At 60.4% G+C, this 13504-nt stretch carries 9 protein-coding genes; all 9 read left to right on the forward strand.

The window, feature by feature from the left end:
* The first annotated feature begins 19 nt into the window (after positions 1-19).
* The 9 genes from pap to ACEW7X_RS15245 all read left to right on the forward strand — a co-directional run bounded on the left by pap (position 20) and on the right by ACEW7X_RS15245 (position 13462).
* Complete coding sequence (gene pap / locus ACEW7X_RS15205; protein ID WP_134838893.1) at positions 20-1582, forward strand: polyphosphate:AMP phosphotransferase; 1563 nt, start codon at positions 20-22, stop codon at positions 1580-1582.
* A gap of 17 nt (positions 1583-1599) precedes the next feature.
* Entirely contained in the window at positions 1600-2061 is a 462-nt protein-coding gene (locus ACEW7X_RS15210) for an HIT family protein (RefSeq protein WP_068367421.1), read from the forward strand.
* Positions 2062-2164: 103 nt separating this feature from the next.
* Positions 2165-2734 (forward strand): RNA polymerase sigma factor, encoded by a 570-nt coding sequence (locus tag ACEW7X_RS15215; RefSeq protein WP_420177390.1) that lies wholly within the window; start codon positions 2165-2167, stop codon positions 2732-2734.
* Positions 2724-3800 carry a FecR family protein gene (locus ACEW7X_RS15220; protein WP_130486476.1) on the forward strand — a complete coding sequence of 359 codons (1077 nt, stop codon included), beginning with the start codon at positions 2724-2726 and terminating at the stop codon, positions 3798-3800. Before ACEW7X_RS15215 ends, ACEW7X_RS15220 begins: the two co-directional genes overlap by 11 nt.
* Positions 3801-3978: 178 nt before the next feature.
* The gene (locus ACEW7X_RS15225; protein WP_068367429.1) at positions 3979-6591 is read left to right on the forward strand and encodes a TonB-dependent siderophore receptor; all 2613 of its coding nucleotides are present in this window, start codon (positions 3979-3981) and stop codon (positions 6589-6591) included.
* Positions 6592-6653: 62 nt separating this feature from the next.
* Complete coding sequence (locus ACEW7X_RS15230) at positions 6654-8525, forward strand: hypothetical protein (RefSeq protein ID WP_068367430.1); 1872 nt, start codon at positions 6654-6656, stop codon at positions 8523-8525.
* Positions 8526-8654: 129 nt separating this feature from the next.
* Positions 8655-10580, forward strand: a complete 1926-nt coding sequence (locus ACEW7X_RS15235) for a hypothetical protein (RefSeq protein WP_420177391.1) — start codon at positions 8655-8657, stop codon at positions 10578-10580.
* A gap of 400 nt (positions 10581-10980) precedes the next feature.
* Positions 10981-11769 (forward strand): factor H binding protein domain-containing protein, encoded by a 789-nt coding sequence (locus tag ACEW7X_RS15240; protein WP_253595076.1) that lies wholly within the window; start codon positions 10981-10983, stop codon positions 11767-11769.
* A gap of 244 nt (positions 11770-12013) precedes the next feature.
* A complete protein-coding gene (locus tag ACEW7X_RS15245; RefSeq protein WP_167731921.1) occupies positions 12014-13462 on the forward strand; it encodes a surface lipoprotein assembly modifier in 1449 nt (482 codons plus the stop codon).
* The last annotated feature ends 42 nt before the right edge of the window (positions 13463-13504 follow it).

The following is a 13504-nucleotide window of genomic DNA, read 5'->3' on the forward strand; positions in this document are numbered from 1 at the left end:
ACAAACCCGGGGAGCCTCCATGGGCAGCAACAACCAGAAAAACGATGGCCTGCCGAGCGCAGCCGAACTGCTGGAAAACGTGCCGCGCGCCTATACGCGCGGTGCGGACGATCTGTTTTCCGCCGCCGAAGCCGACCCAGCGCTGCCCAAGGCGCTCGCCAAGGAACGCGAAGCCCGGCTGCGTACCAGCCTGATCCAGGCCCAGTACGACCGGCTGCAGGAAAACCAGCGCTCGCTGCTGATCGTCGTGACGGGGCTCGATGGGGTGGGCAAGGGCGCGGCCATCAACCAGCTCAACGAATGGATGGACCCGCGCCACATCAACACCATCGCCTTTGGCGAGCCGACGCAAGAACAGGCCATGCGCCCCCCGCTGTGGCGCTACTGGAATGCCCTGCCCGCGCGCGGTCGCACCGGCATCGTCTTTGGTTCATGGTACGAAGCGCATCTGCGCCAGTATGCCCACAGCGACATGACCTCAACGGACCTGCTGCGCGGCATCCGCGAAATTCGCGCCTTCGAAGCCCTGCTGGCTGCCGAAGGGGTGCAGATCATCAAACTCTGGTTCCATATGTCGCGCGAAGCCCAGAGCGCACGCACCCTGGAGTTGTTGTCCAACAAGATGACCGCATGGCAAGTCACGGACACCGACAAGCAGGTGGCCGAAAACTTCAAGGCCATCCGCGACATTGGCGCCGCCGCTATCGAAGCAACCCAGACGCCTTATGCCCCCTGGCATGTGATCCCCAGTGCGGACGAACGCGTGCGCGCCATCGAAACCGCCAGCATCGTGCTCAAGGCGCTGCAGGCGCCGCCACGCAAGCGCATCACGCCGCCGGCCGATTCCTCCGTGCCCTGCAAGCGGCCGGTCACGCTGGACCTGCCTGCCGACACGCCGCGCCTGTCACGCAAACAGTACAAAAAAACCCTGCTCAAATGGCAGGCACGCCTGGGCCGGCTGGTCCGCGAAGCGGCGTTCGGCAAGCGCAGCCTCGTGCTTGCGCTGGAGGGCATGGATGCCTCCGGCAAAGGCGGTTCCATCCGCCGCGTCACACGCGCCCTGGATGCCCGCAGCTATGAAGTCGTCCCCATCAGCGCACCTACCGACGAAGAACTGGCGCACCCCTACCTGTGGCGTTTCTGGCGCCATATTCCCGGCAACGGCCGCACAACCGTGTTCGATCGCACCTGGTATGGCCGCGTCCTGGTCGAACGTGTCGAAGGCCTGATCAATGAATCCGCCAGGCGGCGCGCCTATGCGGAAATCAATGACTTCGAGCGCCAGTTGCACGAACACGGCACCATCGTCATCAAGGTCTGGTTGTCCATCAACCGCGACGAACAACTGCGCCGCTTCCACGAACGCGAACACAACCCCGCCAAACGCTACAAAATCACGCCTGACGACTGGCGCAACCGCAAACGCTGGTCGCAATATGAAAAAGCCGCCAGGGACATGCTACAACTCACGCACACCGAACATGCCCCCTGGTGCGTGCTGCCCGCCAACGACAAGCGCCAGGCGCGTGTCGCGCTGCTGCAGCACATCGTCACCGTGCTCGAAAAAGCGCTCAAACATTGACCCCCAACGCTGACGACATGACTGCCCCCGCTTCCGCCTGCCCCGCCTGTCCCCCTTCCCCGCCCTGCCCGCTGTGCTCATCGGCGGGCGGCACCCTGCTCTGGCGCAATGACGCCCTGCGCGTGATAGAAGTCGATATGCCCGGCTACCCCGGCTATCTGCGCGTCATCTGGAATCAGCACCGCGCCGAGATGAGCGACCTGTCCGAGGCCGAGCGCGCGCAGCTGATGGACACGGTCATGCTCGCCGAGCGCGTCCTGCGGGACACCCTGGCGCCCGACAAGGTCAATCTGGCGGCACTGGGCAATATGGTGCCGCACCTGCACTGGCACATCATCCCGCGCTGGCGCGACGACCCCCACTTTCCCGATGCCATCTGGGCCACGCCACACCGCGAACCCGACCCGCAACGGGAATCCGCCAGGCGTGCAAAACTGGCCGCCTGCCGCCAGGCGCTGCTTGAGGCGCTGGCCCGCTAGCAGCACCTGCTCAGGGAACCTGGCCCCATCCCGGCAGCGGGAGAATCCCTTTAGATTAATAGCATATAATCGCCACCAATAGAATTGATTCTTCTTTTCATTCTTGGGCGTTAGCGGTATCTCGTCATCAAGCCTGAAGTCTGTCACGTGTCACGGCGCTATAAATCTCATGGTTGATGTTGTACTTCGTTATTATCAAGAGCTGCGGCGATTTCTGCTGCGCCAAGGCGAAGACGTCCATACCGTTGACGATATTGCCCAAGAAAGCGTCACCCGCATCCTGCATGCATCCCAGACAGGCACCGAAGTCCGCAACCCTCGTGGTCTCCTTTACCATGTCGCGCGCAATCTGCTGGCGGATGCCTCCCGCCGCCGCCAGATCCGCGCGGAAGAGCCACTGGACAACTGGGATGACGAAGACCTGCAGGCTGGCGAGGCGCAGCATGAAGAACCTGCGGCGATACTGGCACGCAAGCGTGCGGCCGAAAGCTATATCAATACCATCCGGTCGCTACCGCCACGCTGCCAGGAGGCCTTCCGGATGCACTTGTACGACGATCTTTCCAATGACGAGATCGCGCAACGCATGGGTATCTCCAGCAGCATGGTAAAAAAACACATCTTGCGCGCCATGATGGCTTGCAAAGCATGCAGAGATCAGCATGAGCCGTAACCCTGGTCCGACACTTCCCGAGGCTGGCGCTATCGACGATGTCGCCGCCGACTGGCTGCTGCAAAGCAGCCAACCGGATTTCAGCCCTGCCCAGGCGCAGGCATTGGCTGACTGGCTGGACGCCGCCCCCGCGCATCGGGCAGCCTACGACAACCTTGCCGCCCTGATGCAGGATCTGCGCCGGATTCCCCGCGCACATCTGGAGCCCGACACGCAGGCGCAACCGCATCCACGCCCACGGAAAACACGACCCGCCTGCATGCGTCGCCTGCGCCAGCTGCTCTTGCCCACGCCCTCCACCCGGCGTCCGCTGTTCGCCTGTATGGCATTCTCTTTTCTGGTCACTGCCATCGCCGGCTATATCTGGCATCAGTATGAATATCCGCAGTTTCAGGCCAGTTATGCCACGGGCGTCGGCGAGCAGGAGCGCATCGTCCTGCCCGATGGCAGCGTCATCGTGCTGGACAGCGCAACGCGCCTCACCGCTACCACCTACGCCAGGCACAGAAAAATTGTGCTCGAAGATGGCCAGGCCTGGTTTGAAGTTGTTCCTGATCCCGCGCGCCCGTTCACCGTTCGGACCCCGGTGCTGCAAGCCACCGTGCTCGGCACGCAATTCGCCGTCCGCTACAGCACCACTGGCGTGGCGCCAGGGCGCGCAGGCGTTGCCGTTGCCACTGGCAAGGTTGCCGTCGCCCCCACTCGAACCTGGTGGCCGGACTGGCCTTGGATCACCCCGGCTGGCGATACCTTGACGACCGGCATGCGCGCCAGTCTGGCCCCCGGTCAAAGCCGCCTCACCTTCTCGCGCATCGCCCCGGAAAGCATCGCCAACTGGCGCCATGGCCGGATCACTTTCGAAGATACGCCACTTACCCAGGCCATCGAAGAATTCCAGCGCTATGCCCCCGTCCAGGTCACCGTCGCCAGCACCGCCGTCTCTTCGTTGCGTATCGGCGGCAGTTTCAATAGCAAGGATTTCGACAACTTTGCGCACTTGCTGCCACGCATGCTGCCGGTACAGTTGAGGCAGACCGACCAGGGCCTGGAAATCCGCAGCCGCTGACGGAAATACGCCGGCATACCCGGACCTCACATCAGGAACCCCCGCCAAAAATCGAAATTCAATTTCGATAAAAAAAAACAATCACCCCTCCAGGTGTCCGAAAGACCCGCTCGTGCGTCTTCATCTTAAGAAAGCATAGGCGTTCTCATTTTCTTTCCGATCCACTTAGGAGAAGGGTTTGTCCTCCTTCCGGTTTTCCCTGGCCCCGATTCTGGTCGCGCTGACCCTGGCCTATACCCATGACGCCCTGCAACCGGCCTGGAGCCAAAACAGTGCGTCCTCCGGCACCATCGCCCTGGCCCTGGAGTCCCAACCCCTGAACCGCGCCCTGAATGAACTTGCACGGCAAGCGGACATGCAGCTGATCTACACGCCGGACATGCTGTCAGGGCTGCAAGCACCCGCGCTGCACGGCAACTACAGTCTGCGCCAGGCACTGGATCAACTACTGGCCGGCAGCGGCCTGAGCGGCAGCATAGACGGCACCAACATCCTCATCCGGCGGCTGGACACCTCGCACATCCAGGATACCGACGAAACACGCACCCTGTCGGCGATTACCGTAGCCGGGGCCTACCTCCCGACCACGGCGGAAGAGGCCGCCACCAACTACACCGTGCGCCGTTCCAGCAATGCCACCAAGCTGGACCTGAGCATCAAGGAAACACCGCAAAGCCTGAGCATCTTCACCCAGAAGCAAATCGAGGACCAGAACCTGTTCCAGGTGGTGGACATCCTGAAAAACACCCCTGGTGTCTCGGTACAGGAGTTCGGCGTGCCTGGCGCCGGCCGCGCCACCTTCTATTCGCGTGGCTACGCCATCAACAACTTCCAGATTGACGGCATGCCGACCACTGCGAGCATGTTCGGCGGCGCCGACATGCTGGCCAGCATGGATACCGCCCTGTATGAGCGCGTTGAAATTATCCGGGGTTCCACCGGGCTGACCACCGGCACCGGCGATCCGTCAGCCAGTATCAACTTCGTGCGCAAGCGCCCTGGCTACGAACCGCTACGCCAGGTCAGCCTGAGCTACGGCACGCACGCCAAACGCCGCGCTGAAGTCGACCTGTCGCAACCCTTCAATGAGTCTGGCAGCTTCAGGGGCCGCATGGTCGCCGTCGCTGCGGAAGGGAATCACTGGATGGAGCGCGTCCATGAAAAGACACGCATGTTCTACGGCATCCTCGAGGCCGACCTATCCGAAGACACCACGGTTTCGGCCGGGTTCACCGGTTTTGGCAAGCACGTTGACGATGCCACGCCGCACGGCTCCTCGATGCGCACGGATACCGACAGTGTCTATGAACTGTTCCGCGACAAAGGGCGGCACTTCAACTCGGCCACGCAATGGTCCTATGCCAAGCAGGACACTCGCCAATGGTTCGTCGATGCCCGCCATCATTTCAATGACGACTGGAAACTGAACGCATCCTACCAGCACACCTCATCCTCGCCAGACCGTGTGTACGGCATGATAGGCGTGAACTACTACAACCCTGTCAACAATGCGGCCAGCCTGAGCTACGGCCGCATCAATACCGACAATACGCTGCACAACCTGGATGTCACCCTGCTCGGCAAGTTCCAGCTGTTTGGCCGCGACGCCCAGTTGGCCGTCGGCTTCAATGGATACAAAGGCAAGGTCGTCAACCCGAGCTGGTTCACTGAGGACCGGAACTGGTACTGCAACCAGTCCGACTCGATCAACCTGGACGACTGGAACAACGGTGGTATCGCCCTGCCCAAGTGCCGAGGCAACTATCTGGTTGACCTGCACGGCCCCATCTATGAAAACCATGAAAAGCAATACGGCGCCTTTCTCAGCACCAAGATACAGCCACTGGAGCGCGTCTCACTCATCCTGGGCGCGCGTATGCACAAGTATGGCCTGGACGTCAAAGGCTATACCGCAGACCGCAGCGCCGGGCTCGACAACTATCCGCAAAGCATTCATTACCCCAGCCGCTTCATTCCATATGCCGGCCTGATCTACGAACTGACCCCGGTGACCTCTGCCTATCTCAGCTACACCGGCATTTATAAAACCCAACAGGTTGTCCGCGGCGTCACCCAGAAGGAAATCGAAGACGGCGTGCGCTTCCGCCTGATGCCGCCACGCGAAGGCAATACCGTGGAACTCGGCGTCAAAAGCGCGCTGCTCGACGACAACCTGAATCTACAGGCCGCCCTGTTCCGCATGCACGAACGGAACGTGCCCTACATTTACCAGACGGTAATCTCGAACGGTGACCCGGCACGCCTGTCCTGCCGCAACCCCTACAGTGCGAATGGCGACTGCACGCCGGTGGAAGCGACCGACGGCCCCACGCTGAGCGGGCTGGAACTGTCCATTGCCGGACAAATCAGCGAACGCTGGATGATCAATGCCGGCTACGCCTACCTGCACCTGAAGTCATATGACTACCAAACCTATGTGCCGCCGTCCTACGACGACGTCATGACCAGCTACGACTTCAACCGTCCCAAACACACTTTCAGTCTGTTCACCAGCTACAAGCTGACCGACAGTCTCACGCTGGGCGGCGGCGTTCGCTGGAAAAGCCACACCTGGCAGCAGACATACAACGACTACTCCGGCAAGGTCTACAACTTCTCGCAAGGCAGCTATGCCGTCTGGGACCTGATGGCGCGCTACGACCTGAACAAGCACGCCACGCTAGGCCTGAACATCGGCAACCTGTTCGACAAGGTCTATTTCGCCAACAACGCCTCCAGCTACTACGGCTCGCCGCGCAATGTCTCGGCGTCGCTCAACTTCAAATTCTGAATATTCCGGAAAGCATAATTGTGAAAGCTCCCTTCTCTGCCCCGCTCCTCGCCAGCATCGGGATGAGCCTCGTTCTGGCCGCCTGCGTCGGAGGTGACGGCGATGATGCCTGGCGCACGGACAACGACGGCGGCGACAACGGCACGCAGCCCGCGCCGCAGGAATGCGCCCTAAGCAATACCGCCGCAGGACTGACCCTGAAAATCTGCGACTTGCCCCCAGGCAGCATCCTGCCCATTACCCACGCCAGCGGCAGTACACGACACGATCTGGAAATCCAAGGCAGCGGCATCCCGCAGGGAGTTCCTGTCGATGCCAAAGGAGGCGACACCCTGATACTCGGACCCGTCTCCGTGGCTGCGCCGCAGCGATACCTGGTGCAATGCGCCTTCTCGCAATACCGCGAAAACGGCACGCTGCAGGATGACGGCAGCCTGCAGTTCAAGGATGACCTAGGCACCGCAACACAAACGATACGCTGTGGACGCGTGCGCCTCGTCGGTACTGTGATTTCCACGGCCCGCGCAGATGTCGGTCAGGGCTACACCCTGCGTCTCAATCTGGATACCGCTCAGGCATCCTGGCTGCTAGACCCGCAAGGACAGCGCATCCAGACCAACTACCTCGCTGGCGCGTACTCCCGATTTGCCGGCGGACGGCAACTCATTCACATCAATGACCCGATCTCCGGCCAGCGCCGCAACGCCGCCACGCAGGGGCAAGACGGCGACCAGCAATTGCTGTACTTCACCAATAAGGATGGCGTCACCCAACCGCGATATATCCCCGGCCTAGAGGACAGCTGGACAAGCGGCACCTATGGATATGCTGAGGCTATGCAAACCGGCAACGCGCCTGAAGTCGCGCATCTTTATACGGAAGCCGCCGGGGCCTGGCAGACGGATGGGACCAGCCCAGGCAGCGTACCCAGCAGTCTGCTAGAAGTAAACATACCTGGCGCCGTCGTCACACGTTATCAGCTGTCCAATGACAAACTCTGGTTCCAGACACGGCGTACCCGGCCTGATGGCAGCGTGTTCTTGAGCTTGCACTTCAAAGATCTCGCCACTGGCGCAGTCACTGCCGGCCTGGAAAACCTCATACCGTTAATCAGCAGCGAAGGTGAGCCTCCCGTACTAGGTGAGAAACTGATCTATCGCACGAACAAGAACACCACGCGTCCAGTCCAATATGACCTCTATGCAACGGACGGCACGTCTGAAGGCACGCAACAGCTTGCCCGCAGCGGCACCCGGAACGGAGACCTTCCAGGGCTATACACCAAGTTCGGCCAGCATCAGTACTTCAGGATGAATGCAAGCCAGCTATGGCGTACCGATGGCACGCCTGAAGGGACGGAGATGGTGATTGACCTGAAAGACTACGCCAATTACGACGCGGCGAAAATCGCAGAAATCGTCGCGACGGAAGATTTCCTGGCATTCAGCGCCGTCGTGGACAGCCAATCAGGCACGCCAATCCGGGCGCTGTTCCGCAGTGATGGCACCTCCGCCGGAACCCGTACCATCATCTCCCCCTCGGTCGTCATGCCCAACACCCAATCGGACAAATACAACGGCATGAAACTGTTCGCCATCGGCAAGCGCGTTATCTTCAGCGATGACGGCGCCAACTTCACCCGCGTGACCAACCACCTATGGAGTACGGACGGCACCGACGCCGGTACGATGCGCCTGTTCCCGAAAGCCGAAGTATCCATGACCTACACCGCAGCAGAATGTCCGTTGACCTGCCTCACTTCCCGGCTGGCGGTACTCAATGACCGCCTGCTCATCCGTGCTGTCAATCTGCTGGAAACCGATAAAGGCGACGAGAACCGCGTATTTTTCTGGCTGAGTGACGGGTCCCCCGAAGGGACCGTCCCCGTGACCGCCCCGGACGGCAGCCGCTTCAGCTATGCCTCTTTCTACTGAGACGCTCGCAAATCCCTGATGCGCCACAAGCCGTGGTGCATCAGACATGCCTGGCATCAACAGCGTACTGGCATATCCAGGCAACGCCTTCAGTCTTTCCCCTTTCCCTTCATTCCTGGAACCATATCCATGAATACTCCTTATCTTCCGAAAATTGCCCGGCTGGCGCCGCTCTCGCTGGCCGTTTTGCTGGCCGCCTGCGGTGGCGGCAGCAGTGGCAGCGACAATAACGGCAACAATGATGGCGGTGGAGACAACGGCGGCGGCAAGCCGGAACCCACGACTGCCTCCCTTTCCGTGTCAGTCAGCCAATTACCGGCCGGCGCCAGCATGACGCTGCAACAGCTTGCGGGCGAGGAAGTCATTGCCACCGAATCCTTCGACACCACGGCCACCAGAAAGCTGGCCCATGCCAGCAGCGGCAGCATCCTGCGGATCTCCAGCGTCCAGCCGGCACAACCGCAACGCTATCTGCTGCAATGCCAGTTTGCCGATACCGGACTGGGCTCCGTACACGAAGATGGCAGCCTGACGCTGAGCGCACTGCCCGCCACAGACAACGTCATCGACATACGCTGCAGCCAAGTGCAATTGGTACGAGACTGGAAAGCAGACGGCGGACGCCCCACCGGCTTTCGCCAGGCGCTCGTCGGTTATCTATCCATAGATACCGACAACGCAACGGTGCAATGGCTCAAGGATGCACAAGGTCATGAAGTCATGTATGGCAGTACTGGTGCGACCGGCCTGCAAACAGTCCCCGTCACGGATTACTTCCAGGGCAAGGCCTACTTTGACGCAACGGATGAAGCGCATGGCCGCGAGCTCTGGTCATCCGACGGCTCGCCGGCACAGACCCGGCTGGCCGCCGATTTTGCTGCAGGCTCGGGCTCATCCGATTTCCGGATCACGAATATCTGGAACGACAGGATCTGGGTGTACACCATTGCCACGCAGGCGCTGGAATCCAGGAATGGCACCGACTTTGATGCCGTGACGATGAAAAACGACACCGGCAAGACACTGGCACCATTCTGCAGTTACACCCCTTCGAGCTGCGAGATTGCTGGTAATACCTTCATCTATGCCAGCAGCAAGCTATACGCTAATAAACTCAATGACAACGGCGGCCTCGACAACAGCGAAAATGCCACCTTGCTCCTGACGCCCAAGACCGACCTGGGCCCGGATTACAAATCACTCACTTTCGTGAAACGCGTAGGTGCCACGACCTACTATGGCAACTACAGCTCCACAGGGAGCAAGCCGGGAAACTTAACGTTCCTGGGCACCACAGACGGCACGCAGGCGGGCACACCGAAAGATGCAAGCACGCTGCTGGCACCGGCCTACGACCTGATCCCCGGCTACTATGGCAACACCCTGGCAACACTTAAAGACGAGCTTTACTTCGTCAAGGGCACGGATGTCAAAACCCTCAAGGACAAGGCGCCGCAACAACTCTACAAAACCAACGGCACGCCAGCAGGCACCATCCCGCTGACAACGTTCGGCAACGGTGAACAGATCACGCTGCTGACAGAAACCCCCAATGCCATCTATTTCCTGGTCAATGATCAAACCCGCAACCTGCTTCACAAGGTGGACAGCGCAGGTACGGTCTCCGTCCTGCCAGCGGAAACGGCCTCTCCCGATATCGTCCTGACCGGCGACTCCAGCGCTCCCGCTTATCTGACGCGCTCATCCCTGCATGCGGCGGGTGACCGTGTGGTATTCACCGGCACCGATGGGCACCTCTACGGATCGGACGGCAGCAAAAATGGCACCCAACGCCTGTTCCCTGACGTGGCCGGCAATCACATCGTCCCTGCTATCGGCGCTTGCGCCGCTGCCCAATGCGCGTTGAGCAGCGTCAACACCATAGGCAACAAGGTTCTGATCACCGTACGCACCAGCACCGAAGACAGCAATACAACACAGGGTGCCAGCATCAACCAGCAATACTGGCTGACAGATGGCACGGCAGCCGGCACCCAAGTGCTCAAGGACAAGGAAAGCAGCGAAATTTTCATCCAGCACATCAAACTCTCCTGATTGCTGGACTGAGCACCGCCAACTGCCCCTGCACTGTCCCCAAAAGGTTGGATCAATGTCCAACTTATGGGGATCAGTCCACACCAGGGGCAGTTTTTATTTCAACGTCCGGGGATCACGATCTGCCGTCCGCAGGCCATTACGTCTTTGTCGGGCAAATCAATTTCGCAGATTTGCCCGAGGGGTCGGGCCGCCCAGGAACGGCCAATCCTCATCGACCTATTGGAATTTTCTGGTCATTGGAAAAAACAATGTTTTTCCTAGGTGTCGGATCCCCGTCTTCGTGCGTCTTCTATAGGACAGCCCCTGCCGGTCCCACCACCAGGAAATTCAATGCAAAGCTTTCTGACGCTCTCCTGTTGTTTCATCCCTCATATCTCCTCACACATGGAGTAGAAACATGCAATTGCGTCAAAAAACCCTCGTTCCCGCGCTCATCGCCGCCATGCTGGCGCTGGGCAGCCAGGCCGCCCAGGCGTTCGACTTCGAAAACACCACGCTGGACGACTTCACGCTCAGCAGCGCGATCTACAAGGGGTCTTTCAGCTATGACAATGTGACCTACACCCCGGGCGATGGCAAGGCCTTCGATCTCACCGAACTTCCGGTCGACGACTATACCCGCATCGTCGGCACCTATAACGACGGCGGTACCAACCGCAATGCGATCTACCGCATCTACCGTCAGCAATACTCGGCCGTGGTTGGCAACATCCTGCAGGGCGGCGCAGACCGCAGTTTCGTGCAGCAAGCCGTCGGCGAGTTCACCGATAACGGCTACCTGAACACACTGGCAACAAATACCAAGCTGGAATACAACGGCGTGGCCTTCAACCATATCGAAGGCACCGAAGGAACGTTCTCCTACACCATCAGCAATGACGGCACGAAGTGGGTCGGCGAAGGTTCCGTGGCCGGCATTACCGGCGCGCGCCCCACCTCCGGCAGTTTCACAATTGGCGGCGCATTGAATCAAGCCGAAGTGAAAGTACAAGCCGACGGAAACCTGGGTGTCTCCGAGGGCAGCACAACGCTGACCTCCAACAATGCGGACGTGCAAGCCGCCCTGGCCGGCGTCAAATACGACCTGGGCGTGTTCGGCCCCAATGCCGACGAAGTCGCCGGCCGCCTGTACGGCCCAGCCCTGGAAGCCCTGCTGAACAACTACGGCCTGGCTGCCAAGCAATAAACCGCGTGCCGGACTGAGGTCAACACGCCTGGCCCCGCGCATTTCAGATGCATGGGGCCAGTGGTATTGCCGCTGGTGTTGCCACTCAGTAGCGCAGCAGGTCCATGGGCACATGACTGCCCGGATATTCCTGCCCAACCTGCATTCTCCATTTTTGCTGCCAGGGGCTGCTTTGCCATTTTTTCATCGTTCCCGGTTTCCCGTACTTGCTGGCCTGTTGCTGATCCTGGGACTGGTTCCAGGCGTGATACCCGCCGTTTTGGCGCAGCCCGCCCCCCCTGCCGGCGCACCCTCGATAGATCTGCCCCAGGAACCGCTGGACAACTTGCGCCAGCTGACCCCGGATTGGGAACAGCGTTATCTTCCACCTGGCCAGCAACACCCCACCCCGCCCCCTGCCGCGACGCCATCCAAGCACCCTCCCACGGTCACTGATGCCGATTTGCTGCGCCACCCCCAACTGGCGGAAATCGTACTGACGACCGCAATCAAGCGGCACGACTGGAACACCGTGAAAAAGGTGCTGGGCCTGTACGAAACCATTCCCGGCCATGATCGGCTGCTGGTGCATTACGGCAAGGGCGCACTCCTGCGCTCGCAAAGACGGCATGGCGAAGCCATCGGCGAATACCGTGCCATGCTGCAAGCCGACCCCGGCCTGCACACCGTCCGGTTCGACCTGGGTATCATGCTCTTCGAGGACAAACAATACCGGGCCGCGCAAGAGCAGCTCAAGCAATCCCTGGATGTGCCAGGCCTGCCCGCAGCGCTGCGCGGCATCGCGCAGCAAATTCTGGACCAGATCGCTCAGGCGGAACGCATACGCCCCCTGCTCAGGATCAGGCTGCTGCACAGCAACAACATCAACCAGCGCGGTGATGCCAGCGAACTGGCAATCGGCGGCCTGCTATTCGAGAAGAACCCGGATTCCATGCCCAAGGCTTCCTGGGGCATGCATTACGCGCTGCAACTGGACCAGGAGGTCAATCTCGGCGGCAACAACTTCCTGGCATACAGCGCATCGGCCAATAAGCTCGATTACGCCAGCGCTTCCGACTACGACGAGAATGCCGTCATGCTATCCCTGGACTATAAGCACCAGACCGTATCCAGCTGGGTGGCGCTGGGGCCAGCCATGCAATGGCAATGGCTGGCCGGCCAACGGTATTCGCACGGCCAGGGCCTGAACGCCAGCATCGGCCACTGGATCAGCCCCAGGCTGCAAGCCTCGGCGTATATGCGATGGCTGCATCGCAGCTACTACGATCCGAATCTCGCCAGCTATGAAGGCGACACCAGCAGCGTCTCGCCTGGCCTGCTGTGGCTGGTTTCGCGTCAGGTTGCCGTACTCGTGGGTGCAGGCTATCTGCGTGAAAGCCTGCGAACCGGCAGCGAATCCTTCCGGCAACGCCAGGTCAACGTTGGCATGAACGTTCAGGTGCCGGGCGGCTTCAACGCCAGCGCGTTCGCCCAGTTGGGCTTTCGCCGTTACGATGAACGCCACCCCCTGATGTACGAATGGCGCAAGGACCGGCGCTTCACTACGTCGCTGACCATCGGCCATGGAAAATTGCAAGTTGCCGGTTTCGAACCCAAGCTGGGAGTGCAGTACGAGCGTGTGCACAGCAATATTGCCGGCCTTTACAGCCGCAGTACCTGGCAAAGCATGCTGACGCTGGAACGGCGCTTCTAAGCACCCGGCGCCGCTACGCCCTGCGCCTGCGCCGGCACGCCT

It is taken from the genome of Kerstersia gyiorum (assembly GCF_048595715.1).
Classification (GTDB): domain Bacteria; phylum Pseudomonadota; class Gammaproteobacteria; order Burkholderiales; family Burkholderiaceae_B; genus Kerstersia; species Kerstersia gyiorum.